At 64.3% G+C, this 25,254-nt stretch carries 20 protein-coding genes; 7 read left to right on the forward strand and 13 right to left on the reverse strand.

Going from position 1 to position 25,254, the window contains the following annotated elements; all coding sequences use genetic code 11:
• Window positions 1-39: 39 nt before the first annotated feature.
• From VGR99_RS01005 to urtA, 9 genes are all read right to left on the reverse strand, one after another.
• Complete coding sequence (locus tag VGR99_RS01005; protein WP_326896433.1) at window positions 40-3,717, reverse strand: autotransporter domain-containing protein; 3,678 nt, start codon at window positions 3,715-3,717, stop codon at window positions 40-42.
• A 228-nt stretch (window positions 3,718-3,945) separates the two neighbouring features.
• The gene (locus VGR99_RS01010; RefSeq protein ID WP_326896434.1) at window positions 3,946-4,986 is read right to left on the reverse strand and encodes an aliphatic amidase; all 1,041 of its coding nucleotides are present in this window, start codon (window positions 4,984-4,986) and stop codon (window positions 3,946-3,948) included.
• Between the two features lie 98 nt (window positions 4,987-5,084).
• Window positions 5,085-5,462 (reverse strand): zinc ribbon domain-containing protein, encoded by a 378-nt coding sequence (locus VGR99_RS01015; protein ID WP_326896435.1) that lies wholly within the window; start codon window positions 5,460-5,462, stop codon window positions 5,085-5,087.
• A gap of 92 nt (window positions 5,463-5,554) precedes the next feature.
• A complete protein-coding gene (fmdA, locus tag VGR99_RS01020; protein WP_018316778.1) occupies window positions 5,555-6,784 on the reverse strand; it encodes a formamidase in 1,230 nt (409 codons plus the stop codon).
• 28 nt (window positions 6,785-6,812) lie between these two features.
• The gene (urtE, locus tag VGR99_RS01025; protein WP_326896436.1) at window positions 6,813-7,502 is read right to left on the reverse strand and encodes an urea ABC transporter ATP-binding subunit UrtE; all 690 of its coding nucleotides are present in this window, start codon (window positions 7,500-7,502) and stop codon (window positions 6,813-6,815) included.
• A 68-nt stretch (window positions 7,503-7,570) separates the two neighbouring features.
• Complete coding sequence (urtD, locus tag VGR99_RS01030; protein ID WP_100235890.1) at window positions 7,571-8,326, reverse strand: urea ABC transporter ATP-binding protein UrtD; 756 nt, start codon at window positions 8,324-8,326, stop codon at window positions 7,571-7,573.
• Between the two features lie 65 nt (window positions 8,327-8,391).
• Window positions 8,392-9,534: an urea ABC transporter permease subunit UrtC gene (urtC, locus tag VGR99_RS01035; protein WP_326896437.1), complete on the reverse strand. Its 1,143-nt coding sequence runs from the start codon at window positions 9,532-9,534 to the stop codon at window positions 8,392-8,394.
• Window positions 9,535-9,552: 18 nt separating this feature from the next.
• A complete protein-coding gene (gene urtB / locus VGR99_RS01040) occupies window positions 9,553-10,479 on the reverse strand; it encodes an urea ABC transporter permease subunit UrtB (RefSeq protein WP_326896438.1) in 927 nt (308 codons plus the stop codon).
• A gap of 134 nt (window positions 10,480-10,613) precedes the next feature.
• The gene (gene urtA / locus VGR99_RS01045) at window positions 10,614-11,873 is read right to left on the reverse strand and encodes an urea ABC transporter substrate-binding protein (protein ID WP_326896439.1); all 1,260 of its coding nucleotides are present in this window, start codon (window positions 11,871-11,873) and stop codon (window positions 10,614-10,616) included.
• A 171-nt stretch (window positions 11,874-12,044) separates the two neighbouring features.
• Here urtA and VGR99_RS01050 point away from each other — a divergent pair, with 171 nt between their 5' ends.
• Entirely contained in the window at window positions 12,045-15,416 is a 3,372-nt protein-coding gene (locus VGR99_RS01050; RefSeq protein ID WP_326896440.1) for a hybrid sensor histidine kinase/response regulator, read from the forward strand.
• Window positions 15,400-16,326 (forward strand): response regulator transcription factor, encoded by a 927-nt coding sequence (locus VGR99_RS01055; protein ID WP_326896441.1) that lies wholly within the window; start codon window positions 15,400-15,402, stop codon window positions 16,324-16,326. The genes VGR99_RS01050 and VGR99_RS01055 overlap by 17 nt, the downstream gene beginning before the upstream one ends.
• A gap of 18 nt (window positions 16,327-16,344) precedes the next feature.
• Here the strand turns inward: VGR99_RS01055 and VGR99_RS01060 are convergent, their stop codons facing one another.
• On the reverse strand, window positions 16,345-16,977 hold the full coding sequence (locus VGR99_RS01060) for a J domain-containing protein (protein ID WP_326896442.1): 633 nt from the start codon (window positions 16,975-16,977) through the stop codon (window positions 16,345-16,347).
• 105 nt (window positions 16,978-17,082) lie between these two features.
• Between VGR99_RS01060 and VGR99_RS01065 the strand changes: the two genes are divergently transcribed.
• Entirely contained in the window at window positions 17,083-17,352 is a 270-nt protein-coding gene (locus tag VGR99_RS01065; protein WP_414645080.1) for a BolA family protein, read from the forward strand.
• Between the two features lie 162 nt (window positions 17,353-17,514).
• On the opposite strand, the gene VGR99_RS01070 is transcribed toward VGR99_RS01065, so the two are convergent.
• Genes VGR99_RS01070 through VGR99_RS01080 form a run of 3 tightly spaced genes read right to left on the reverse strand, consistent with a single transcriptional unit; the run spans window position 17,515 to window position 20,614 of the window.
• Window positions 17,515-18,819, reverse strand: a complete 1,305-nt coding sequence (locus tag VGR99_RS01070) for an HlyC/CorC family transporter (protein ID WP_326896444.1) — start codon at window positions 18,817-18,819, stop codon at window positions 17,515-17,517.
• Between the two features lie 23 nt (window positions 18,820-18,842).
• On the reverse strand, window positions 18,843-19,991 hold the full coding sequence (gene aroB / locus VGR99_RS01075; protein WP_326896445.1) for a 3-dehydroquinate synthase: 1,149 nt from the start codon (window positions 19,989-19,991) through the stop codon (window positions 18,843-18,845).
• On the reverse strand, window positions 19,988-20,614 hold the full coding sequence (locus VGR99_RS01080) for a shikimate kinase (protein ID WP_326896446.1): 627 nt from the start codon (window positions 20,612-20,614) through the stop codon (window positions 19,988-19,990). Before VGR99_RS01080 ends, aroB begins: the two co-directional genes overlap by 4 nt.
• 159 nt (window positions 20,615-20,773) lie before the next feature.
• Between VGR99_RS01080 and VGR99_RS01085 the strand changes: the two genes are divergently transcribed.
• The 4 genes from VGR99_RS01085 (at window position 20,774) to VGR99_RS01100 (ending at window position 25,169) form a co-directional block, all read left to right on the forward strand.
• The gene (locus VGR99_RS01085) at window positions 20,774-20,920 is read left to right on the forward strand and encodes a hypothetical protein (protein ID WP_014439243.1); all 147 of its coding nucleotides are present in this window, start codon (window positions 20,774-20,776) and stop codon (window positions 20,918-20,920) included.
• A 17-nt stretch (window positions 20,921-20,937) separates the two neighbouring features.
• Entirely contained in the window at window positions 20,938-21,900 is a 963-nt protein-coding gene (gene xerD, locus VGR99_RS01090; RefSeq protein WP_326896448.1) for a site-specific tyrosine recombinase XerD, read from the forward strand.
• 273 nt (window positions 21,901-22,173) lie between these two features.
• Complete coding sequence (locus VGR99_RS01095) at window positions 22,174-23,136, forward strand: acetyl-CoA carboxylase carboxyltransferase subunit alpha (protein ID WP_326896449.1); 963 nt, start codon at window positions 22,174-22,176, stop codon at window positions 23,134-23,136.
• A gap of 515 nt (window positions 23,137-23,651) precedes the next feature.
• Window positions 23,652-25,169: a murein L,D-transpeptidase family protein gene (locus tag VGR99_RS01100; protein WP_326896450.1), complete on the forward strand. Its 1,518-nt coding sequence runs from the start codon at window positions 23,652-23,654 to the stop codon at window positions 25,167-25,169.
• Window positions 25,170-25,254: the final 85 nt, after the last annotated feature.

A 25,254-nucleotide genomic window follows, 5' to 3' on the forward strand; every position in this document is an offset into this window, starting at 1 on the left:
CGCTTCCTTATCCGCCCCTGAGGCGGAGGGTCGCCCGCCTCACCACGTGTAGCGGACGACGCCCTTGCCAGCGTAGGAGCGGGTGACGTTCGAGAACTCGCCCTCGAAGGTCGCGGAGGCGGACCAGCCGTTCATCCAGTTCACCTGCACCGCCGCCGTCGTCAGCGCGGAATCTCGCGCCTGCGCGGCGCCGTTCACGACGAAAGCCGCGCCCGGCAGCGTCTGGAACACGGCACCGACGGTGCGATCCGGATTGAAGTCATGCGCCCAGGCGAGACGACCTCGCAGGGTCATCAGGCCGCCGGCCGCGGCGAACGACTTGTCCGCACGCAGACCGAGCTCGGTGCGGGTGCTGGTGACGTCCTTGGCGGCATAGTTGAGCGCGAAGGCGTTGCTCCCGACCACCGCGAACTCCGAATAGTTCGGCAGGCTGAACAGCGTGGCCTGGGCCGCGGCATAGGGCGTCAGCCCGATCCATTGCGTCGCATAGCGGTAACCGCCCTCGACGCGGCCCGAGAACGCGTTGGCGTTGAACTGCGCGCGGAGCTGATCGGTCCCGGCAACCGTGACGATGCGGTTGGTGGTGACATCCTGCCAGCCATAGGCGAGCGCAGCCGTGATGTAGGCAGGTCCCGCCGCGTGACGCACGAAGGCGCCGGCCTGGAACAGGTCCGAACGGCCCCAGCCGAGACCGTTGACGTTGAAACCGGTGCCGCCGCCGGCGAGCGCGAAGCCGGCGATCGTCGACGGCGAGAAGCGATAGTCGAGACCCACGGCAGTCCCATAGACGCTGCTGGTGGTGTTGTTCGAGCCGAGCACGGCATTGCCGTCGGTGGCCTGCGAGCCGCCATAGCCGGCGGCCCAGACATCCCAGCGCTGCTCGAATGTCGGTGGCGGCGCCTTGCGATAGATCGAGGCGAAGGCACTGCGCGCGCTTTTGTCCTGCGCGTTCTGGCCCGTTGCGGCATAAGCACTCGCGCCGGCGTCATCGGCATAATGCGTCGCACCGGCCCCGCCGCTCCGCCCCGAGCCGAACACATCGGTCAACATGCTGACGAACAGATTCATCGCGTTGAAGGTCGTTTGTTGCGACCCTGTTCCCGATTCGCCGGAGGCCTGCGTGAGGCCGGCCGGCGAGAGCCCGGCGAAGGTACTGTTGATGCCGCCGTTGGCATTGAAGAAATTGACCAGCGTATTGGCGACGTTCGCCTGGTTGACGTTGAGTGCCGATTTCGCACCATAGTCGAGCGCGAAGTTCAGGTAGGCATTCCCCGCATCATAGCTGAGGCTCGCGGTGTAACTGGACCCGCCGGGCGTAGCGACGCCGCTGAAGCTGCCAATGCGCCCGCCCGCTGCGGTCAGGATGGTATATTGCTTCGCGAGGATAGAGCCGGGTGCCACGCTCACGCCGACGGATCCGGACAGCGTCGCGGTCCCGGTCACGTTGGCAAGGCTCGATGTCGTGCCGTTGACGCTCACGAGATAGAGCGCGCCGGACTGGAAGGTGAGATTACCGGACACTGTCATCGCCGTGCCCGGCGTACCGTTGCCTGGCAGGAAAATGCCGCCATTGGCGATCATGGTATTGCCGACGGTGCCGACGCCCGTCAGCGCACCGCCGGCATTCACCGTGGTCAGGACCGACGACGCGATCGAGCCATCGACCTGCAGGATGCCGCCATTGACGGTCGTGCTGCCGGTATAGGTGTTGACGCCGGACAGGGCCAGCGTGCCCGCTCCGACCTTCTCGAGACTGCCCGGGCCGGGCCCACCGCAACCGCACGGATTGGTATCCGCGACCTCGCCGCTCACCACGGTCGACAGATTGTTGCCGCCGACCACCAGCGTGTTGCCGGCGCCGATGTAATAGGACCCCGAGCCCGCAATCGAGCCCACGGGGATGCGGCCGTCGCCGTTCGGCCCGAGGCTGCCGGAGAAATCGACAAAGCCGGTGCCATTGGTGATGAACTGCGCGCCGCCGCCGGTCGAGTTGTCGAAGAAGTAGACCGCACCGCCGGCATTGGTGGTGATGACTGCGCTGCCCGCGGTGGCGAAGGCGTTGAAGTCGGTTTCGCCGCCATTGTTGTTCATGATGACGGCATTGCCGGCGGTCGGCGCGTCCGTGCCGAACGGCTGGCCGAACGAGGTATTTCCGCCCGTGGCGTTGGTGATTTGCGCGCCCGATGCCGACGATTGGTCGGTGAATATGGTTGCGCCGCCATTACGGTTGGTGATGGTGGCGTCACCGGCATTGGTCGACGCGGCAAAGATCGTGCCCGCCCCATTGTTGTCGATATTGGCATTTCCGGCGGTCGCGGTGTCGGTGCCGCCGCTGCTGCCGAACAGCGTGACGCTGCCGCCCCGGTTCCTGATCGTGGCGTTGCCGGCGCTGCTCGCATCGAAGAACACGACTGCACCGACATTCTTGTTGACGATGGTCATCGCGCTCGCGCTCGTCGTGCCCGTGAACGTCGTGAAGCCGCCATCATTTGTCAGCGTCGTGATGCCCGAATTGTTGGTATTCACGAAGGTCAGAAGTCCTTGATTGGCGATCTGGCCGATGATCGAGGCGGTGTGGGTGGCATCGCCGAGCACCAGGCTGGCGCAGAAGCAAATGTCCGTGCCGCCGGTGTAGGTGTTGTTGCCGAGCAGCTTGACGACGCCAATGCCAAAGCTGCTGTCAAGAATCGTCAGCTTGCCGGGACCGTTGCCGTCGCTGATGTTGCCGGCGATCGTCAGCGCGACGCCGTTGGCGTCGATCGCGCCGCCGGCCAGCGTGTTGTTGATCTTGAAATGGTTGGCGATGGTCAGGTCGGTGGTACCGTCGGCCTGAAACAAGCCGCCGTCCAGCGTCACCGCACCGGTGCCGACGGCGCTGTTATTGCCAACCTGCAAGATGCCGTCGGAGATCGTGGTGCCGCCCGCATAGGTGTTGGCGGCGGTCAGCGTCAGCGTGCCCGTGCCGATCTTGACCAGCGAGCCGCCGGTAGCATAGGTGCCGTCGGAAATGATGCCGTCAACCGTCGTCGAAAGGTTGTTGCTGCCGACGGTCAGCTGATTCTGGCCGAGCGTGAATGTGCCGCTGCCGGCGATCGAGCCCACGGTCAGCTTGTGATCATGGCCGGGCCCGGACGTGAACTCGAAATGGACGTTCGCAAGCGGCGCTACATTCGTGATCGCGGCATTGGCAGGGGAGCTGTTGTTGAAGAATTCAACCGAGCCGTTATTGGTTATGTCGGCACTTCCGGCGTTGCTCGTGTTGTAGAACAAGACTGAAAAATTGTTGGTGATGCTGGCCGCACCCGCGGTGCTCGCGTTATTGAACTGCAGGCCCCCGCCGTTGATGATGGTGGCGCTGCCGCCGTCGACCGTGATGCCCGCGCCATTGAAAAAGAGCGCGCCGACGATATTCGACGTAAAAGTATAGTTTGACGCCCCCGCGCTGAAGGTCCAGCCATCGAGGCTGGCGACCGTCGAGAGTGAAATATTGGTATTCGCGGACGCGCCAAAGGTTGCGGTGCCGGTCGGCACCGTACCCGGGGTCCAGTTGGACGCCGCAGAATAGTTGCTGTTCGCCGCGCTGGGTGTGCCGCCGACCCAGGTGGCGTCCTGCGCCGACACTGGCCGGACCGCGATCACCAGGAGCGCCGCCGATACGGCCGCCGCAGATATCGTGCCCAGCCGAACCCGGCCAGGTCTGGTCAATCGGAAACGCACGCCCCAACCCCATTCCCATGAGCGCTCTGCGGCGCTACCGGGCGATGGTTACCACGTCGTGTTCCGTAGCTTTGCGGTTATGTTTCCGAATCTTGCAGCGCTGCCCGGAAAACGGGAACTTTCAGGCGTGGTGTTGTACCCGCGCAACGCTTCCTCGGCCGTCGCCCGCAACCAGAGCACGATTCCACCCGCCCGGGGCGGGACGGATGTCGCCGTGCGATCCGTGCCTCAGTAATTGCTGGCCGCCGCCTCGTTCGGGATGCCGTCGATCGGGCACTCGTCGGTCCCCGGCGTCGAACGGGTCATGGCCTCGACCATGTCGCGCGTGCCCTCGGGGTCCTTGATCCAGTTCTTGTAGAAATCATAGGGGCACGCGGCGACGCCGCGCGGGCTGTCGCCGGAATTGATCATGCCGGTGTAGCCGCGGTGGACCAGCTTGTAGAGGTGGTTCTGCGACTGGCCGTTGCGGCGGGCATCGCGGATCAGATGCTTCGAGAGCTGGGCGTATTGGATGCCGTAATCCTCCTCGCCGCACTCGCCGAGCGTGCGGCCATCGAAGCCGATGATCGCGGAGTGGCCGAAATAAGAGTAGACGCCGTCGAAGCCGGCAGCATTGGCGACCGCGACATAGACGTTGTTGGCCCAAGCCATGGCCTTGGAGATCATGACCTGCTGCTCCTTGGCCGGATACATGTAGCCCTGGCAGCGCACGATCAATTCCGCGCCCTTCATGGCGCAATCACGCCAGATCTCGGGATAGTTGCCGTCGTCGCAGATGATCAGGCTGACCTTGAGGCCCTTCGGGCCCTCGGAGACATAGGTGCAATTGCCGGGATACCAGCCTTCGATCGGCACCCAGGGCATGATCTTGCGATATTTCTGGACGATCTCGCCCTTGTCGTTCATCAGGATCAGGGTGTTGTAGGGCGCCTTGTGCGGATGCTCCTCGTGGCGCTCACCGGTCAGCGAGAACACGCCCCAGACCTTGGCCTTGCGGCATGCCTCGGCGAAGATCGCGGTTTCTTCGCCCGGCACCATGGATGCGGTCTCGTACATCTCCTTGGAGTCGTACATGATCCCTTGCGTCGAATATTCGGGGAAGATCACGAGGTCCATGCCGGGCAGGCCGATCTTCATGCCGACGATCATGTCCGCGATCTTGCGGGCGTTCTCGAGCACCTCGGCCTTGGTGTGCAGGCGGGGCATCTTGTAGTTCACCACCGCGACGCCGACCGTATCGTTGCTGCTGGAAATGTCACCGTGAAGCATGTTGAGCGCTCCTGTCGTTTATTCGTTTGAGGTCATCGCGTGCGTTATTCGCGCATGATCTTGCCGGAAACCCGCTGCGCACTTTTCCGGATCATGCGTCAGTGACTGATCATCCAGGGGCGCGCGGTGGGAAAGCCCTTGGCGCCGCTGTTGGTCTTGGTCATCAGCCGCGCCGGCTTTTTCTTGTCCGTCGCGCTCTTGTCCTTCGCGGTCTTGCCAGATGAGCAGCAGCCGCAACCGGGGCCGTGCGAAGCCTTGTATTGTGCGAGCGTCTGCGGCGCGTGTGAGCTGCGCTCATTGACGGCGTGCGCCTTGCGCTTGTCCGCCGGCATGCAGAAGAAATTCGGCGCGGTCAGGATGACGCGCGGCGCCATCGTCTCGCAGTGCGGGCAGCTTTGCGGATCGTCGCATTCCGCCATCGGGCGCAGGTCCTTGAACGGACCGCAATCGTCACAGAGATATTCATAGACCGGCATCGTTGATCCCTACGCATTTGGTAACCGCGTGTGCGGAGACAGCCCCTCACCCCGACCCTCTCCCCGTCAGGACGGGGAGAGGGAGCGCGGCCTCATTTGTCCGGCGAGATCGGCATCTGGATATCGCCGGTGATGTGCTTGATGGGCCCGGCCGCCGACGGCATCACGTCGAAGTCGAAGATCTCCGTCGGCAACCACAGCGTGGCGCAGGCGTTGGGCACGTCGACCACGCCCGAGATATGGCCCTGGCACGGCGCCGTGCCGAGGATCGAATAGGCCTGGGCGCCGGAATAGCCGAACTTCTTCAGGTACTCGATCGCGTTCAAACACGCCTGGCGATAGGCGATGTGGACGTCGAGATAATGCTGCTTGCCGGCCTCATCGACCGAGATGCCCTCGAAGATCAGGTAGTCCTTGTAGTTCGGCGTGATCGGCGACGGCTTGAAGATTGGGTTCTTGATGCCGTATTTCGACATGCCGTCCTTGATCACCTCGACCTTCAGATGCAGCCAGCCGGCCATCTCGATCGCGCCGCAGAAGGTGATCTCGCCATCGCCCTGGCTGAAGTGCAGATCGCCCATCGAGAGACCGGCGCCGGGCACATAGACCGGGAAGTAGATCTTCGAGCCGCGCGAGAGATCCTTGATGTCGCAATTGCCGCCATGCTCGCGCGGCGGCACGGTGCGCGCGCCCTCGGCGCCGATCTTGGCCTTGACGTCGCCCTTGGCGCGGCCGCCATGGGCGGTCGCCGCGAACGGCGGATTGGCGAGGCCAGGCACGCGAGTCGGGTTGGTCGAGATCAGCTCGGCCTCGCGCTTGTTCCAGGTCTCCAGCATCTTCGGATCGGGCAGACAGCCGATCAGGCCGGGATGGATCAAGCCAGCGAAGTTGACGCCGGGCACGTGGCGCGACGAGGTATAGAGACCCTTGATGTCCCAGATCGACTTCTGCGCCAACGGAAAATGGTCGGTGAGGAAGCCGCCGCCATTCTGCTTGGAGAAGAAGCCGTTGAAGCCCCAGAGGCTTTCCTTCATTGGGCCGACGTCGAGCAGATCGACCACGAGGAGGTCGCCGGGCTCCGCCCCCTTGACGCCGATCGGGCCGGACAGGAAGTGCACGATCGACAGATCGATGTCGCGCACGTCGTCGGCGGAATCGTTGTTCTTGATGAAGCCGCCGGTCCAGTCATAGGTCTCGATGATGAAATCGTCGCCGGGATTGACCCAGGCCACGATCGGGATGTCGGGGTGCCAGCGGTTATGCACCATGTCATTTTCGTAAGCCGACTTGGTGAGATCGACCTTGATCAGTGTCTCTGGCATCGAGATGCTCCCCTTTTACTACGGTTGGTTAGACGGACAGATATTTCGAGACCTGCGCGGCATCGACGGCGTCGCGCGGATCGTCGCGCACGATCTCGCCGTTCTCGATCACCAGCACGCGGTCGGCGATGTCGAGCGCGAAGCTCAGGACCTGCTCCGAGACGACGATCGAGAGACCCTTTTCATCGCGGATGCGCTTCAGCGTGCGCGCCATCTCCTTGATGATCGACGGCTGGATGCCTTCGGTCGGCTCGTCCAGGAGCAGCACCTTCGGCTTGGTCGCGAGCGCGCGGGCGATCGCCAATTGTTGTTGTTGCCCGCCGGAGAGATTGCCGCCACGGCGGCCCTTCATCTCCAGCAGCACGGGAAAGAGCTCATAGATATCGCCGGGCACCTCGGCGCCGCCGGAGACGACGAGACCGGTCTCGATGTTCTCCTTCACCGTCATGGTGGAGAAGATCATGCGGCCCTGCGGCACATAGGCGAGGCCCTTGGCGACGCGCTCATAGCTCTTGAGGCTGCCGAGCTCGGCGCCGTCCATGGTCACCGAACCGCTCTTCGCCGGCAGGATGCCCATCAGCGACTTCATCAGCGTGGTCTTGCCCATGCCGTTGCGGCCCATGATCGCAACGATCTCGTTGGGCGCGACCTTGACGTTGAGCCCGTGCAGCACCTCGCTCTGGCCGTAGGCGACGTGGAGATCCGAAATAGCCAGCATCGTCACGTTCCTTATTTCTTGCGCATGATCTTGTCCGGAAACCGGACGCCACTTTCCGGGATCATGCGCTAATGGCCCAGATAGACTTCAACGACCTTGGGGTCGTTCTTGACCTTCTCCATGGTGCCCTCCGAGAGGATTTGGCCCTGGTGAAGCACGGTGACCTTGTGCGCGATGTCCTCGACGAATTTCATGTCGTGCTCGATCACCAGCACAGACCGGTTCTTGATGATGCGGTTGAGCAGCTCGGCGGTCTTGGCGCGCTCGGACACGCTCATGCCGGCGACGGGCTCATCGAGCATCAGGAGGTCGGGGTCCTGGATCAGCAGCATGCCGATCTCGAGCCACTGCTTCTGGCCGTGGCTGAGCAGATCGGCGTTCATGTTCAGCCGGTCTTTCAGGAAGATCATTTCGGCGACCTCGTGCACCCGGTCGCGCACAGCGGCGTCGCGGGTGAAGGTCAGCGCGCCGAACACGGAGCGGCCGCGCGGATACGAGATCTCCAGATTCTCGAACACGGTGAGATCGTCGTAGATCGACGGATTCTGGAATTTGCGCCCCACCCCGGTCTTGACGATCTCGTTCTCCCGCATCCGCGTCAGCTCCTTGCCGCGGAACTGGATCGAGCCTGATGTGGCTTTGGTCTTGCCGCAGATCAGGTCGAGCACGGTGGTCTTGCCGGCACCGTTGGGACCGATGATGACGCGGATCTCATTCTCGTCGACGTAGAAGGAGAGATCATTGACGGCCTTGAACCCGTCGAACGAGACGGTCAGCGCTTCGACCGCGAGCAGGAATTCCTTGGGCTGATGACCGACGAGCATGACCTATCTCCTCACTGCCAGCGTGGCATCGGCATCGTGATGACCGACGAGCATGATCTATCTCCTCACTCCGCAGGGGCGCCGTCGGCGACCGAGTTGTCGGTCCAGCCTTCGGGCTTCGGTTTGCGCGACGAGATCAGGCGATCGATGCGCGGCTGCACATAATCGCCCCAGATCCCGGCAAGGCCGTTCGGGAAGGCCAGGACCACGGCGATGAAGAGGCCGCCGAGGCCGAACAGCCACAATTCGGGAAAGGTCTCCGAGAGGCTGGTCTTGGCGAAATTGACCAGCAGCGTGCCGTAGATCGCGCCGAGGATGGACAAGCGTCCGCCGACCGCGGTGTAGATCACCATCTCGATCGACGGCACGATGCCGACGAAGGACGGCGACATGAAGCCGACGTTGAGCGCGAACATGGCGCCGCCGATCGCAGCGAAGACGGCGGCGATGCAGAAGGCGAAGATCTTGAAATTCGCGACGCTGTAGCCGGAGAAGCGGACCCGGTCCTCCTTCTCCCGCATCGCGACCAGGATGCGTCCGAGCTTGGAGTGCCGGACGAACTGCGCGATCATGATGCAGACGAACAGGCAGCCGACCTCGAAGAAGTACAGCACGACCTTGGCGTGGTCGGGCCTGATGTCCCATCCCTTCAGGGTGCGCAGGTCGGTCATGCCGTTGATGCCGCCGGTGTAGCCCTGCTGGCCCACGATCAGGATGGTCAGGATGGCGGCGACGGCCTGGGTGATGATGGCGAAGTAGGTGCCGCCGACCCGGCGCTTGAACATCGCGGTGCCGATGATGAGAGCGAAGATGCCGGGGACGAGAATGATGGCGGCAATGGTGAAGGTGAGGCTGTTGAACGGCTTCCAGAAGAACGGCAGCGCCGTGATCTGATTCCAGTCCATGAAATCCGGAATGCCGGGCGTGGACTGGATCTTGGTGTTCTCGACGCTCGATGCCTCGAGCTTGAGGAACATCGCCATGCAGTAGCCGCCGAGGCCGAAGAACACGCCCTGGCCGAGGCTCAGGATGCCGCCATAGCCCCAGCAGATCACCAGTCCCAGCGCGACGAAGGCATAGGTCAGATATTTTGCGACCAGGTTGAGCCTGAAGACATCCAGCGTGAGCGGCAGCACCACCACGAGGAAGACCGCGAGCACCAGAATTCCGATCAGTTCCGATCGATTGAAGAACCGGTTGTCGGTCATAACATCAGCCCCACTTTCTCACTTGCGGACCTTGAGGGCGAACAGCCCCTGCGGCCGCAGCATCAGGATTCCGACAACGGCGAGCAGCGTCAGCACCTTGGCCATCGAGCCCGACATGAAGAACTCGAGGGTCGATTGCGTCTGCGAGATCGAGAAGGCCGAGGCGATGGTGCCGAGCAGGCTCGCGGCGCCGCCGAACACGACCACCAGGAAGGTGTCGACGATGTAGAGCTGGCCCGAGGTCGGCCCGGTCGAGCCGATCATTGTGAAGGCGCTGCCGGCGACACCGGCGATGCCGCAGCCGAGGCCGAAGGTGTATCGATCGACCTTCTCGGTGTTGATGCCGACGGCGCCGGCCATGATGCGGTTCTGCACGACGGCGCGGACCTGGCGGCCCCAGCGCGACTTGTACATCACATAGGCGACCGAGATCGTGATCAGCACGGTGAGGCACATCACGAAGACGCCGTTGATCGGGACTTCGATGCTGTCGGTGACATGCAGCGATCCGAGCATCCATTGCGGCAGGTCGACGCCGACCTCGCGCGCGCCGAACACGGAGCGATAGGCCTGCTGGAGCATCAGGCTGAGGCCCCATGTCGCGAGCAGCGTATCGAGCGGGCGCTTGTAGAGGTGCCGGATCAGCGCCCATTCCACCAGCATTCCGAGCGCACCTGAGGCGACGAAGGCCAATATCATCGCGAGGAAGAAATAGCCGCCGAACAGGCTCGGCATGTGGGTCTGGAACAGATTGGAGGTCATCCAGGTGACGTAGGCACCGAGGATCATGAACTCGCCGTGGGCCATGTTGATGACGCCCATCTGGCCGAAGATGATGGCAAGCCCGAGCGCCATCAGGACGTAGACCGAGAACAGGATCAGTCCTGCAAAACCCTGCATGACGAAGATCGAGCCAAGATCACCAAGCGAGTAGTCGCCGAACATCGATGTCCTCCGTCGGGGAAAGGGTCCCGCGTCGCGATGCAGACTCGCGACGCGGGGGTCTTGGGCGTGGATTTGCGGTCCACGCCAGGGAGAGGCTGAGCTTTTGAGGGAAGCCGCGACTGACGCGACGTCTCTTACTGGTAGCCCTTGGGGAACGGATCGGGCTCGACGAGATCGGCGGTCTCGTAGATCAGCTCGAACTGGCCATCGAGCTTGGCGCGGCCCACCCGGGTCTTCGACCAGAGGTGATGGTTCTCGTGGATGCGCACATAGCCTTCCGGCGCGCCCTTGAACTCGACGCCGGGCGAGGCCGCCGCGATCTTGTCGACGTCGAAGGAGCCGGCCTTCTCGACCGTCAACTTCCACAGCCACGGGCCGAGATAGGCAGCCTGGGTGACGTCTCCGATCACGGTCTTCTCGCCCCAGGCCTTCTTGAACGCCGGCACGAACGTCTTGTTGTTGGGATTGTCGAGCGATTGGAAGTACTTCATGCAGGCATAGGCGCCCGCGATGTTCTCGCCGCCGATACCGTCGATTTCGTCCTCGGTCACCGAGATCGTCAACAGCGGCTGCTTGGCGAGGTCGATGCCGGCGGCCTTGAGCTGCTTGTAGAACGCGACGTTCGAGCCGCCGACGACGTCGGTGAAGATCACGTCGGGCTTGGTCAGCTTGATCTTGTTGATGACCGAGTTGAACTGGGTCGAGCCGAGCGCGTAGTACTCTTCGCCGACGACCTTGCCCTTCAGCACGTTCTCGACGTGCTTGCGCGCGATCTTGTTCGAGGTGCGCGGCCAGATGTAGTCGGAGCCGATGAAGAAGAACGATTTTGCGCCCTTCTCCTTGGCGATCCAGTTCAGGCCGGCGAGGATCTGCTGGGTCGCTTCCTGGCCGGTGTAGATGACGTTCTTGGACTGCTCGAGGCCTTCGTAGAAGGTCGGATAATAGAGCATGCCGTTATACTGCTCGACGACCGGGAGCACCGCCTTGCGCGAGGCCGAGGTCCAGCAGCCCATGATCGCCGCGACCTTGTCGTTGACCAGCAGCTTCTTGGCCTTCTCGGCGAAGGTCGGCCAATCGCTGGCGCCGTCTTCCTGGATGAACTTGATCTTGCGGCCAAGGACGCCGCCGGCGGCGTTGATCTGCTCGATGGCGAGCTTTTCGGCCTCGATCGAGCCGGTTTCGGAGATGGCCATGGTGCCGGTCGCCGAGTGCAGGATGCCGACCGTGACCTCGGTGTCGGTGACCGCAAGGCCCGTGGTGTTGACCGCCGAGGTCGCAGGGGCCTGCGCAAAAGATGCGCGCGGCAGCATCGTCATGGCCGGCACGGCGGCCATTCCCATCAATAGTTTACGCCGGAGCGGCGACAACAGGCCCTTGTTTGCTTCGTCTGACATGAGCACCCCACTGTTTGTTCGAGGACACGCGATTGGTGCCGTGAGGATGGCTCGAATTTGTGCAGCGCAAGCATACGCAAGATCGCGTATACTGCACCGCAAAATACCGACGTAGGCTTTTGGTACGGGATTTGCGAGGGCTCCGGGTCCGTATCGGGAGTGGGGTAAAGCGTGGCAGGGCGGCAGCGAATAGACCGCGTCAGGCGCCAGTACAACCAATGGGTCGCCAACCAGACGCTGGAAGACTACGCGCTGCGCTTCACCGCCAAGAGCGCGCGACGCTGGTCCGCCGCCCGCGTCGCCAATACCGCGCTCGGCGCCATCTCCTTCCTGGTGCTGGAGGCGATCGGCGGCACCATCACCCTCAATTACGGCGTCACCAACGCCACCGCGGCGATCCTCGTCGTCTCCACCATCATCTTCTGCTGCGGCGTGCCGATTGCCTATTATGCCGCGAAATGCGGCATCGACATCGACCTGCTGACCCGCGGCGCCGGCTTCGGCTATATCGGCTCGACCGTGACGTCGCTGATCTACGCCTCCTTCACCTTCATCTTCTTCGCGGTCGAGGCGGTGATCCTGGCGACCGCGCTGGAGATGTGCCTGGGGATTCCGCGCCCGATCGGCTATCTCATCAGCGCGGTGGCGATCATCCCGCTCGTGACCTACGGCATCACGCTGATCAGCCGCTTCCAGCTCTGGACGCAGCCGCTCTGGGTCGTCCTGCACATCCTGCCCTTCATCGCGATCGCCTGGGCCAGCCCGCACTCCTTCACGGAATGGCACAAATTCTCCGGCGAGCACGGCGACCTCAACGGCCATTTCGATCTCTTGCTGTTCGGTGTGGCCTCGTCGGTGGTGTTCTCGCTGGTGGCCCAGATCGGCGAGCAGGTCGACTTCCTCAGGTTTCTGCCGCGCGACCGCCGCGCCTCGAAGGCGTCGTGGTGGATCGCGCTGATGAGCGCGGGACCAGGCTGGATCGTGCTTGGCGCGCTGAAGCTGCTGGCCGGCTCGTTCCTCGCCTTCTTTGCGCTGAGCCATGGCGTTCCGCCCGAGGAGGCGGCCGAGCCCGCGCATATGTATCTCGTGGCATTTCGCTACGTGCTGTCGGAGCCGGACCTCGCGCTGGCGCTGACCGGCATCTTCGTGGTCCTGTCGCAGCTCAAGATCAACGTCACCAACGCCTATGCCGGCTCGATCGCCTGGTCGAATTTCTTCTCGCGCCTGACCCATAGCCATCCCGGACGCGTCGTCTGGCTGGTGTTCAACGTCATGGTGGCGCTGCTGCTGATGGAGATCGGCGTCTACAAGGCGCTTGAACAGACGCTCGCGCTCTATTCCAACGTTGCGATTGCCTGGGTCGGCGCGCTGGTCTCCGACCTCGTGATCAACAAGCCGCTCGGCCTGCGTCCGCCGCAAATGGAGTTCAAGCGCGCGCATCTCTACGACATCAACCCGGTCGGCGTCGGCGCGATGACACTGGCGATCATCGTCTCGATCGCGGCATTCTACGGCCTGTTCGGCCCGACCATGAAGGCGCTCGCCGCCTTCGTCGCGCTGACGGTCGCCTTCGTCACGGCGCCTGTCATCGCCTGGCTGACGGACGGAAAATTCTACATCGCCCGCAAGCCTAAGAAGAGCTGGGCCAATATCGAGGCGATCCAGTGCTGTATCTGCGAGCACAGTTTCGAGCCCGAGGACACCACATCATGCCCGGCCTATGCCGGCCCGATCTGCTCGCTGTGCTGCTCGCTCGATGCCCGCTGCCACGACCTCTGCAAGCCGCACGGGCGCGCGCAGGTGCAATTCTCCGAGGCGCTCAGCAGGATCCTGCCGCAGCCGATCTATCAGCGGATCAACTCGCAGTTCGGCCATTACGTCGGCGTGTTCGTGGTCTCCGCAGGCCTCGTCGCGCTGGTGTTGGGGCTGATCTACCTCCAGACCTCGGCGAGCGTGCATGGCGAGAACATGCTGGTCTCCAACGTGCTGTGGAAGGTGTTCTTCTCGCTCAGCATCATCATCGGCGTGGTGGCCTGGCTGTTCGTGCTGGCGCAGCAAAGCCGCCGCGCCGCCGAGGCGGAGACCCGGCGGCAGACCGCGCTGCTGATCCAGGAGATCGACGCGCACAAGCGCACCGACGCCGAGCTCCAGCGCGCCAAGGAGGTCGCCGAATCCGCCAACCTCGCCAAGAGCCGCTATGTCGTGGGCCTCAGCCATGAGCTGCGCTCGCCGCTGAACGCCATCAGCGGCTATGCGCAGCTACTGGAGCAGGATTCGACGCTTCTCACCAAGCCGCGCGACCAGGTCCGCGTCGTGCGCCGCAGCGCCGACCACCTCTCCGGCCTGATCGACGGCATCCTCGATATTTCCAAGATCGAGGCAGGACGACTGTATCTGTCGCGCGACGAGGTGCGCCTCATCGACTTCCTCGACCAGCTCGTCGGCATGTTCCGCCTGCAGGCCGCCGCCAAGGGCATCGATTTCGTGTTCAGACGGCCACCGCATTTGCCGCTCGTGGTCTATGCCGACGAGAAACGGCTGCGCCAGGTGCTGATCAACCTGCTCTCCAACGCGATCAAGTTCACCCAGACCGGCAGCGTGCAGTTCGTCGTGCACTATCGCAGCCCCGTTGCCGAGTTCGAGGTGACCGACACCGGCCCCGGCATCCAGGGCGACGATCTCGAGCGCATCTTCGCGCCGTTCGAGCGCGGCGCGCTCGGCGTCTCGCAGCCGCAGACCGGCACCGGGCTCGGCCTCACCATCAGCCGGCTGCTCGCCGGCGTCATGGGCGGCGACATCAAGGTGACGAGCAGGGTCGGTACCGGCAGCACGTTCAAGGTCAAGATCCTGCTGTCGGAGGTCATCAACCCGCAGCGCATCGCGCCGGTGGAGGCGCCGGTGTCCGGCTATCACGGCGCGCGCAAGACCATCCTCATCACCGACGACGATCCCGTGCATCGCGATCTCTTGCGCGAGGTGCTGGCGCCGCTGGGCTTCATCCTGCTCAGCGCCCCCGACGGCGCGGGCTGCCTCGCGCTGGCGCAGCATTGCCGGCCCGACCTGTTCCTGCTCGATATCTCCATGCCCGCCATGGACGGCTGGGCGGTCGCAGAGGCCTTGCGCGCGAGCGGCCACCACCAGGCCCGGATCCTGATGGTGTCGGCGAGCGCACTGGAGGCTCACGGCACGCCGCTGGCGCAGCCCTTCCACGACGGCTATCTGATGAAGCCGATCGACATCCCGCGGCTGCTGGAAACGATCCGGCAGCTCCTCAAGCTCGAATGGCAATACGGCTCGGACGAGATCGCGGTGCCGTTCTGGCGGCCGGAGAGCGGATCGAAGCCGCCGCTGCGCCATATCGAGGCGCTGATCGGGCTCGGCCAGATCGGCTACGTCAAGGGCATCCAGCTGAAGCTCGACGAGATCGGCAGCGAGCATCCCGAACACGCCGATTTCGTCGCGCAGATGCGCTCCCTCGTCGATCGCTTCGATCTCGACCAGTACATGGCCACATTGAAGACGTTGCATGCTTATGAGCATTGAGCCGAAAAAGCGCGACGTCGCGCTCGTTGTCGATGACTCTCCCGAGACGCTGCGGCTGCTCACCGACGCGCTCGACGGCGCCGGCATGACGGTGATGGTGGCGCTCGACGGCGCGGCTGCGATGCGCATCGTCGACCAGATCACGCCCGACATCGTGCTGCTGGATGCCGTGATGCCCGGGATGGACGGGTTCGAGACCTGCCGCCGCCTCAAGCGCGACGCGGGGCTTGCCAATGTCCCCGTGATCTTCATGACGGGCCTTGCCGAAACCGAGCACATCGTCCGCGGGCTGGACGCCGGCGGCGTCGACTACGTGACCAAGCCGATCGTGATCGAGGAGATGCTGGCGCGCATCCGCGTCCATCTCGGCAATGCCCGCCTGACCCAGAGCGCCCGCACCGCGCTCGACGTCTCCGGCCGCTTCCTGTTCGCGGTCAACCGGCAAGGCAACATCCTCTGGGCGACCCCGCAGGCCCAGAAATTACTCTCCGATCATCATGGTGCGCAGGCCGACGACTTCGTGCTGCCGCCGCCGCTGCTGCAATGGCTGGAGCAGGCGAAGGACAAAGGGAGCTCGAAGTCGCAAGCCGCCTTCCTGCCGGACAATCCGCAGCTCCGGTTCTATTACATGGGAGAAACCGCGCCGAACGAATTCCTGCTACGGCTGTCCAAGGAAGCCGGCACGGCGCTGCCGCCGGAGTTCACCAGCGAGCTCGGCCTCACCACCCGCGAGGGCGAGGTGCTGGCCTGGCTCAGCAAGGGCAAGACCAATCGCGACATCGCCCAGATCCTGGGATTGAGCCCGCGCACGGTCGACAAGCATCTGGAGCAGATCTACGCCAAGCTCGGCGTGGAGAACCGGACCGCGGCCGCGGCAATTGCCACCAATGCGACGCGGAGGAATTCTTAAGCCCGCGGGCCGGAGGCCTTACGCCTCGCGGACGACGGTCTTCAGATAATTATACGCCTTGATGATCTCGATCAGGCGATCTTCGGTCGAACGGTCACCGCCATTGGCGTCGGGGTGGTGTTGCTTCACCAGCGCCTTGTACTTGGATTTGACGTCGGCGAGCGTGGCGTCCGGGCCAAGGCCCATGACCTGAAGGGCCTTGCGCTCGGCGTTCATCACCTTGCGCGTCTCGGCCTTGGGCTGGGCATCCGGGCCCTTCCGCCAATTGGCGCGGCCGTTGATCTCACTGAACATGCTGAACGGATCGGACGCCATATCGATCTCGGCTTCCGCACCCTTCTTGCCGCCATTGGCGCCCATCTTCCAGGTCGGGCGGTGGCCGGTCAGCGCATCCTTCTGGTAGCGCGCGACAGCGTCAGCATTCATGCCGGAGAAGAAATTGTAGTTCTGGTTGTACTCGCGCACGTGGTCGAGGCAGAAGTGCCAGTATTCGCGCTGGTTCTCACGCCCCTTCGGTGCGCGGTGCGCGCCCTTGTTCTGGCATCCGGCCCACTCGCAACCCACCACGGTGTCGCGCGGCTTTACTTCCGGCTGCTTGCCTCGCGGCTTCACGCGGATGGAGTCGAAGAACTTTGATGAATCGATCGGCATGGCAGACTTTGACTACGCAATGCAAAAACCTTCAAGTCTTGACATTGCAATTAGCGTGACACCCCGGGGATTGACGGGGTGCGATGACGCGCCTTAATGGCAATCATGGTTATGAAAGACACTATCAGCAACAAGTTGCAGGAAGCTTTCACGCCGGAAAGCCTGCAGGTCGTCGACGAGTCACATTTGCATGAGGGCCATACCGGCCATCGGCCGAGCGGCGAGACGCACTTCCGGGTTTATATCGTGTCTCAAGCCTTCAAAGGGAAGACCCGGGTCGACCGCCATCGCATGATAAATTCGGCGCTGGCCGCGGAACTTTCCGGCAGCGTGCACGCGCTCGCGATCCATGCGCAGGCGCCGGGGGAAGGCTGAGGCGCGACAAGTCGTCTCGTCATGCCCCGCCTGGTGCGCAATTGCGCATGGGGGGCGGGGAATCCAGTAAACACTGCTGTCGAGATTCAATCGATGGGCCGCGGCGTACCGGATCGCCGCCCCAGCGCGCACAAGGCGGGCCGATGACAGCGGTGGAGGTCGCTAGAACGACGTCCCGGCCCGTCTCGGCTTCGCCTCTTCCATCTCCGCCTCGCGCGGCACCGGCGAAATACGGAGCGCGGTGATACGGTTGCGTTCGCGGCGGAGGACGCGGAAGCGGAAGCCGTGGAACGTAAAACTCTGGCCGCGATCGGGGATCGAGCGGGCCTCGTGAATGACGAGGCCGGCCACCGTGGTCGCCTCCTCGTCGGGCAGATGCCAGTCCATGGCACGGTTGAGATCGCGGATCGGCACCGAGCCGTCGACCACCACCGAGCCGTCCGGCTGGGCGCGTACGCCCGCGACCACGACGTCGTGCTCGTCGGAGATGTCGCCGACGATCTCCTCCAGAATGTCTTCCAGCGTCACAAGACCTTCAACTTCGCCATACTCGTCGACGACGAGCGCGAAATGGGTTTTTCGCCGACGGAATGCCTTGAGCTGCTCGGAAACCGGGCGCATCTCCGGCACGAACCAGGGCGGCAGTGCGATGGTGGAGACGTCAATGCGCGAAGTGTCGCCGTCGGAGGCGCGGATCGCGCGCAAGAGGTCCTTGGCGTGAAGCACGCCGATGATGTTTTCCGGCTTCTCGCGCCAGAGCGGGATGCGGGTATATTCGGTCGCCAGCACCTCGCGCACCAGCTCCTCCGCCGGCAGATCGGCGTTGATCATCATCATCTCGGTGCGATGGATCATGACGTCGGAGACCTGGAGCTCGCGCAGGTCCAGAAGGCCGCCGAGCATGTCGCGATCCTGCTTCTCGACCTTGCCCTCGTGATGCAGCAGGTCGACCGCGCCGCGCAGGCGCTCGGTCGGCGACAGGATCGCCTGGTGCTCGCCGGCGAGGCCGAACAGGCGCATCAGCAGGCGGACGATGACCTCGACGATCCGCAGCAGCGGCCCCAGGACGTACATCGTCAGCCGCATCGGGCGCGCGACCGCGAGCGCCATGCGGTCGGGCGCGTTGATCGCGATGGTCTTGGGCAGCACCTCGGCGAAGATCACGACCAGGGCGGTCATCACACCGGTGGCGTAAAGCACGCCGACGTCGCCGAACCAGGACGTGAAGATGGCGGTCGCGAGCGCGGAGGCGCCGATATTGGCGATGTTGTTGCCGAGCAGCAGCGCGCCGATCAGGCGCTCGCGCATGTCGAGCAGGTCCGAGACGACGTCGGCGTCGCGATTACCCTGCTTGGAGAGCCGCAGCATGCTGGCGCGCGAGGCGCCGGTCAGCGCGGTCTCGCTCGCGGCGAAGAACGCCGAGACCAAAAGGCAGAGGACGACGATGGTGAATCCGAGCCAGTCCATGCACCACTCAACAGAGCCGCGTATCACGCCTTGAGGGCGAGCTTGTCCTTCAGGAAATCGCGCACCGGGGTCGGCTCGACGTCCTTGGCGATGACGGCGCGCCCGACCGCTTCCAGCAGGATGAAGGTGAGCTTGCCGCGCTTGACCTTCTTGTCCTGCGCCATCAGCGCCATCAGCACGTCGGCATCGGCAAGGCCTTCCTGTGCAAAGCCCGCGATATCCTGCAAGCGCGTCGGCAGGCCAGCCTCGATCAGATGCCGCTCGACGCGCGCCGCCTCGGCCTCACCGATCATGCCGAGCTGCGCGGAAAACTGCGCCGCCAAGGTCATGCCGATCGACACGCCCTCGCCGTGGAACAGACGGTCGGAGAAGCCGGTCGCCGCTTCCAGCGCGTGACCGAAGGTGTGGCCGAGGTTGAGCAGCGCGCGCTCGCCGGTCTCGCGCTCATCGCGCGAGACGACGCCGGCCTTGGCGCGACAGGAGGTCGCGATCGCGTGCTCGCGCGCCGAGCCGCCCTTGAAGATGTCGGAATGGTTCTTTTCCAGCCAGGTGAAGAAGGCCTCGTCGCCGAGCACGCCGTATTTGGCGACCTCGGCATAGCCGGCGCGGAACTGCCGCGGCGACAGCGTGTCGAGCACGGCGGTGTCGGCAATGACGAGCACCGGCTGGTGGAAGGCGCCGAGCAAATTCTTGCCCTGCGGCGAGTTGATGCCGGTCTTGCCGCCGACGCTGGAATCGACCTGCGCCAGCAGCGAGGTCGGTACCTGCACGAAATCGACGCCGCGGCGCAGGATCGCGGCCGCAAAGCCGGCGAGGTCGCCGACAACGCCGCCGCCGAGCGCGACGACGAGATCGTTGCGTTCGATCTTCGCGGCAATCAGGGCCTCGCTGACCTTTTCCAGGCCCGCATAGGTTTTCGAGATCTCGCCTTCCTCGACGACGATGCGCGAGGTCGGAATGCCGCTGGCTGCAAGCGCCGCTTCCGTCGGCTCGAGCCAGTATTTTGCGACGGTGCGATCCGTCACGATCGCGGTGCGCACGCCGGGGCGCAGAGCGGCGACCCGTTCGCCGAGCGAAGCCAGCACGCCGCGGCCGATGACGATGTCATAGGCGCGATCGCCGAGCGCGACATCGACGTTGACGGGATCGGAATGTTTCAGGGGCGCAGTCATCGTACGGCACTCGCGGCGTCGGCAGGTGGTTGGGGTGCGGCCTGCTCGCCGCAGAGATGGGCGTGCAGCGTCTCGATGCACTCCTCGACGATCTTGTCATGCGGCACGTCGCGTGAGGCGATGGTGAGGTCAGCCTTGCCATAGACCGGCTCGCGCTCGGTCAGCAGGCGCGTCACGGTTCCCTCGGGATCTGGCGTCTGGAGCAGCGGACGGTCGGCACGGCGGCGGACGCGGCGCATGATGACGTCGTGATCCGCCCTCAGCCAGATCGAGATCGCCTTGGCGGCGATGCGGGTCCGCGTTTCCTCGCGCATGAACGCGCCGCCGCCGGTCGCCAGCACCACCGGGCCACCGTCGAGCAGGCGCGCGATCACGCGGGCCTCGCCGTCGCGGAAATGCGCCTCGCCATGGCGTTCGAAAATCTCCGGTATGGTCATGCCGGCCGCCGCCTCGATCTCGGTGTCGGCGTCGACGAAGGGCAGCTTGAGGCGGGCGGCCAGGCGGCGGCCGATGGTGGATTTGCCCACCCCCATCATGCCGACGAGCACGATCGAGCGCGCCCCGAGCGCCGACAGGATGTCGGCCTCAGGGGAAGCTGGTATCGGCAAGGCGGCGTCGGACATTATTTCGCTCGATTGGATCTCGCTCAATCTGCCGCCAAAGGCGGCATCCGGGCCACCTATACGACCCCGCAGGGGGCCTCGCCAGAGGACTCTTGCCACGAAACGGCGAACATGTTGGATGATTTCATTGGTTAATTTGGACGCCTGAGACCCTTCCCGATGCCCAGCCTGTTCCGCTTCCTGACGGTCGTCGCCGTGATCGCCGGCATCGTCTATGGTGTGGTGTTCGCGCTGGCGAATTTCGTGAGCCCCAAGTCACGGGAAATGACGGTGACGATCCCGCCGGATAAGTTTCTCAAGAAATAGGAGCTAGCCTCAGGGGCATGCGCGCAAAGCCCTCAGATGCCAAGCTCACCGGCCTGTTCCTCGACATGCTCGCGGCGGAACAGGGCGCCGGCCCCAACACGCTCGATGCCTACCGCCGCGACCTCACCGATTTCTCGGAATTTTTGGGCCGCGTCGGCCATACGTTTGCGGACGCCGAGACGCAGACGCTGCGCGACTATCTTGCCGATCTCGATACCCGCGGCTTCAAATCCACCAGCGTCGCGCGGCGGCTGTCGGCGATGCGCCATCTCTACCGCTTCCTCCTGAACGAGCGCATCCGGGGCGATGATCCCGCGGCGATCCTGTCCGGCCCCAAGCGCGGCCGCGGCCTGCCGAAGGTGCTGTCGATCGCGGACGTCGACCGCATGCTCCGCCGCGCCAAGGAATTGAGCGATGCGGAAGACGCCTCAACCTCGAAGCGGCTGCGCGCCTTGCGGCTCTATTGCCTGCTCGAGGTGCTCTACGCCACGGGCCTGCGCGTCTCCGAGCTGGTGGCCTTGCCGCGCTCGGCGGCCAAGCGCGACGCCCGCATGATCGTGGTGCGCGGCAAGGGCAACAAGGAACGGCTGGTGCCGCTGAACGAAGCCTCGCGGCAGGCGATGGCGGATTATCTCAGCGCGACGGAAGCCGCGAAGACGGAGAAGAAGAAGAAAGACAGTCTCGCCGCCGGGAAGTGGCTGTTTCCCTCCTTCGGTGAGAGCGGACATCTGACGCGGCAGCATTTTGCCCGCGATCTGAAGGAGCTCGCGGTCGCCTCGGGGCTGCAGGCCCGGCTCGTCTCCCCGCACGTGCTGCGCCATGCCTTCGCCAGCCACCTCCTGCACAATGGTGCGGATTTGCGTATCGTGCAGACCCTGCTCGGCCATACCGATATCTCGACCACCCAGATCTACACTCATGTGGTCGAGGAGCGGCTGAAGAGCCTGGTGCGCGACCTGCACCCGCTGGCGGAGAAATAGTTGCCTGCGGGTAGCCCGGATGGAGCGCAGCGTAATCCGGGGGTCTCACCTCGTGGATGGACCTTCCCGGATTGCGCTTCGCTCCATCCGGGCTACGGGTAACGGTTGAAACCGCCTTGACTTCGGCCACATCTCCGCAGAAAGAGCCGTGGCCTTTCGAATGATTTGGCGGGCTCCCGGGAGCGCACAGGCCAACTCATTGAAGACGCTAGACTTCTTTCCGCGACCTCAACCTCGCTTCGCTCTCTCGCCCCGTCCCCCTATATTGAGTTGATGCCAGATCAGATGCGCAGCTATCTCGACTTCGAAAAGCCCGTCGCCGAGCTCGACTCCAAGGTCGACGAGCTCAGGACGCTCGCGGCCTCCGGCACCGACATCGCCGAGGAGATCGGACGGATCGAGGACAAGGCGGCGCAGGCGCTGGCCGACCTCTATCTGAACCTGACGCCGTGGCAGAAGACGCTGGTCGCGCGGCATCCGCAGCGGCCGCATTTCAACGACTTCATCAAGGGCCTGATCACCGAATTCACCCCGCTCGCCGGCGACCGCAAATTCGGTGAGGACGAGGCGCTGGTCGCAGGCTTCGGCCGCTTCCGCGGCGAGCCGATCTGCGTGATGGGCCAGGAGAAGGGCGATTCCACCGAAAGCCGCATCCGGCACAATTTCGGCATGGCGCGGCCCGAGGGCTATCGCAAATGCGTGCGGCTGATGGAAATGGCCGAGCGGTTCGGCCTGCCGGTGCTGTCGCTCGCCGATTCCGCCGGCGCCTATCCCGGCATCGGCGCCGAGGAGCGCGGCCAGGCCGAGGCGATCGCGCGCTCGACCGATGCCTGCATGGCGCTGACCGTGCCGAACGTCGCCATCATCACCGGCGAGGGCATGTCGGGCGGCGCCATCGCCATCACCACCGCCAACAAAGTGCTGATGCTGGAGCACGCGATCTACAGCGTGATCTCGCCGGAAGCCGCCTCCTCGATCCTCTGGCGCGACGGCTCCAAGGCGCAGGAAGCCGCCAACAACATGAAGATCACCGCCCAGGACATGCTCCGCTTCGGGGTGATCGACCAGATCCTCAAGGAGCCGGTCGGTGGCGCCCACCGCGACCCCGCCGCCATGATCGCCACCACGGGCGACGCCATCGCCAAGGCCTTTGACGAGCTCAGGGGCCTCGACGGCGAGGCCATCCGCAAGCAGCGGCGGCAGAAATTCCTCGATATCGGCCGGAAGCTGGGCTGATTCGCCTTGGTTTCGGTGTCCCGGACGCGCTGCGGCACGCAGTGACGCTCCGCAGAGCCGGGACCCATCTCCGAGACTGGGCCCCGGCTCTGCGTCGCACCGCTGACGCGCTGCGCCGCGTCCGGGGCACGAGGGACCGGCTCAAACCTCCCCAGTAACCCCCCGTTAACCCTTTTTTTGCCCAAATCAGCGATCTGAGTCCCGTTCGGGCCGAAAAGCCCAAGTAAGGCCCAAAGTCGCGTCCATTTAGTGTCTGTTGACCATGCCACTGGGCCAACGGGCTCGTGATCCCCGCTCGGGTTGCGACCACATGACCCAGAGGTTAGAATTTTAATCAATGGCTTCAGGGCATAAGCGCTGGAGCATGGTTGCGAAAAACCCGCCATGGCGGGCCCGGTTGTCCGGTCGGATCATGCTCTAACGAATTGGGGTTCGCGCTCTCTGCCCGGCACGATGTGGGGTCCATCTTGATTTCTCGTTCGCTTGCTCGCGCGCTCTTGGCTTCGGTTGCGCTGATGACGGCCGGCGTCCTGCTGACCGGCTGCGACACCGATCAGGTTTCGCTCGCGACCAACGCCAAGGCCAACCAGCCGGTGCCGCCAAAGCTTCTCGCCGCGATGGTCGAGAAGGACATGGATCTGCAATCGCCGATCCTGGTCCGCCTGTTCAAGCAGGAGGCCGAGCTCGAGGTCTGGAAGCAGGCCCGCAACGGCCAGTTCGCGCTGCTCAAGACCTATCCGATCTGCCGCTGGTCCGGCGACCTCGGCCCGAAGGTGCGCGAAGGCGATCGCCAGGCGCCGGAAGGATTCTACTCGATCAATCCGAGCCAGATGAATCCGCAGTCGGCCTATTACCTGTCCTTCAACACAGGCTATCCGAACGCGTTCGACAAAGCGCTCGGCCGTACCGGTTCGCAGCTGATGGTGCATGGCGATTGCTCCTCGCGCGGCTGCTACGCGATGACGGACGAGCAGATCGCCGAGATCTATTCGCTCGGCCGCGAGTCTTTCTTCGGCGGCCAGAAGGCGTTCCAGCTGCAGGCCTATCCGTTCAAGATGACGCCGGTGAACATGGCCAAGCACCGGAACAATCCGAACATGGCGTTCTGGAAGATGATCAAGGAAGGCTATGATCATTTCGAAGTAACGCGGCAGGAGCCGAAGGTCGATTTCTGCGAAAAGAAGTACGTCTTCGACGCGGCGAAGACGCCCGACGCCAAGCGCGATCCGGTGTTCGACGCCTCGGCCAAGTGCCCGGCCTATGTGATCCCCGAGGACATCGCCAGCGCCGTGCGCGAGAGGCAGCAGCAGGACGATGCCGCCTACGCCAAGCTCGTCGCCAAGGGCACGCCGATGGCGCGCATGAACACCGGCATCGACGGCGGCATGAACAAGATCTTCGCCTCCAAGATTCCTGAGGGATCGACCGGCCTGTCCGAGAGTGCCGAGGGCTCGACCCTTGAGATGCTGGCGATGGCGAAGGCACCGGGTACGATCCCCGGCCACGTCAATCCGCCCAAGCCGAATCTCGAGGCGGTCGCGGCCGCACCGACCCAGGAGCCGGTCGTCGCCGTCAGCGCGCCCGCCGCCAACACCCGTGTCGCCGCAGCCGCGCCCGCCGAGAAGTCCCAAGGTGGCGGCTTCTTCTCCAATATCGGCCGCAAGATGGGCCTCGGCACCGCCGACACCACGGCGACCACGCCTCCGCCGCAAGCGGCCGCGTCCGCAGCACCGGCTACGACGACCGCAGCGCCGCCGACCGCGGCGTCCAGATTGAAGGCCGCCGTGACGCGGTTCGTGCCGGGCCACGACAAGTCCAAGGACGCCGCAAAGGACGCGCCGAAGCCGGCCGTTGCCGCCGCAAGGCCCGCCGAGCCGCCGAAGCCGCAGCAGCCCGACACCCGCCTCGCCGCGACGCGTCCGGCGCTGAAGCCGTCAATGAGCGACGGCGCCGGTGACAGCGGCCAGATGGCGGGCGCAGCACCGGTGGTCTCGTCGAACTCGTTCGACAGCCGGTTTGGCGCGGTGAAGTAAACACTGCGACTTTCGCTCTCTCCTTACACTCAACTGTCATCGCCCGACTTGCCGCCTTCGCTGAAGCTTCGACGTGCCGAGCGCC

The organism is Bradyrhizobium sp. (assembly GCF_035935975.1).
Classification (GTDB): Bacteria; Pseudomonadota; Alphaproteobacteria; order Rhizobiales; family Xanthobacteraceae; genus Bradyrhizobium.

Excerpts from the sequence above, each read along its gene's own strand:
- VGR99_RS01010 (WP_326896434.1), bottom strand. The coding sequence starts at position 4,986 with ATGCTTCACGGTGACATTTCCAGCAGCAACGATACGGTCGGCGTCGCG.
- VGR99_RS01015 (WP_326896435.1), bottom strand. The coding sequence starts at position 5,462 with ATGCCGGTCTATGAATATCTCTGTGACGATTGCGGTCCGTTCAAGGAC.
- fmdA (WP_018316778.1), bottom strand. The coding sequence starts at position 6,784 with ATGCCAGAGACACTGATCAAGGTCGATCTCACCAAGTCGGCTTACGAA.
- urtE (WP_326896436.1), bottom strand. The coding sequence starts at position 7,502 with ATGCTGGCTATTTCGGATCTCCACGTCGCCTACGGCCAGAGCGAGGTG.
- urtD (WP_100235890.1), bottom strand. The coding sequence starts at position 8,326 with ATGCTCGTCGGTCATCAGCCCAAGGAATTCCTGCTCGCGGTCGAAGCG.
- urtC (WP_326896437.1), bottom strand. The coding sequence starts at position 9,534 with ATGACCGACAACCGGTTCTTCAATCGATCGGAACTGATCGGAATTCTG.
- urtB (WP_326896438.1), bottom strand. The coding sequence starts at position 10,479 with ATGTTCGGCGACTACTCGCTTGGTGATCTTGGCTCGATCTTCGTCATG.
- urtA (WP_326896439.1), bottom strand. The coding sequence starts at position 11,873 with ATGTCAGACGAAGCAAACAAGGGCCTGTTGTCGCCGCTCCGGCGTAAA.
- VGR99_RS01055 (WP_326896441.1), top strand. The coding sequence starts at position 15,400 with ATGCTTATGAGCATTGAGCCGAAAAAGCGCGACGTCGCGCTCGTTGTC.
- VGR99_RS01060 (WP_326896442.1), bottom strand. The coding sequence starts at position 16,977 with ATGCCGATCGATTCATCAAAGTTCTTCGACTCCATCCGCGTGAAGCCG.
- VGR99_RS01065 (WP_414645080.1), top strand. The coding sequence starts at position 17,083 with ATGGTTATGAAAGACACTATCAGCAACAAGTTGCAGGAAGCTTTCACG.
- VGR99_RS01070 (WP_326896444.1), bottom strand. The coding sequence starts at position 18,819 with ATGGACTGGCTCGGATTCACCATCGTCGTCCTCTGCCTTTTGGTCTCG.
- aroB (WP_326896445.1), bottom strand. The coding sequence starts at position 19,991 with ATGACTGCGCCCCTGAAACATTCCGATCCCGTCAACGTCGATGTCGCG.
- VGR99_RS01080 (WP_326896446.1), bottom strand. The coding sequence starts at position 20,614 with ATGTCCGACGCCGCCTTGCCGATACCAGCTTCCCCTGAGGCCGACATC.
- VGR99_RS01085 (WP_014439243.1), top strand. The coding sequence starts at position 20,774 with ATGCCCAGCCTGTTCCGCTTCCTGACGGTCGTCGCCGTGATCGCCGGC.
- xerD (WP_326896448.1), top strand. The coding sequence starts at position 20,938 with ATGCGCGCAAAGCCCTCAGATGCCAAGCTCACCGGCCTGTTCCTCGAC.
- VGR99_RS01095 (WP_326896449.1), top strand. The coding sequence starts at position 22,174 with ATGCCAGATCAGATGCGCAGCTATCTCGACTTCGAAAAGCCCGTCGCC.
- VGR99_RS01100 (WP_326896450.1), top strand. The coding sequence starts at position 23,652 with ATGACGGCCGGCGTCCTGCTGACCGGCTGCGACACCGATCAGGTTTCG.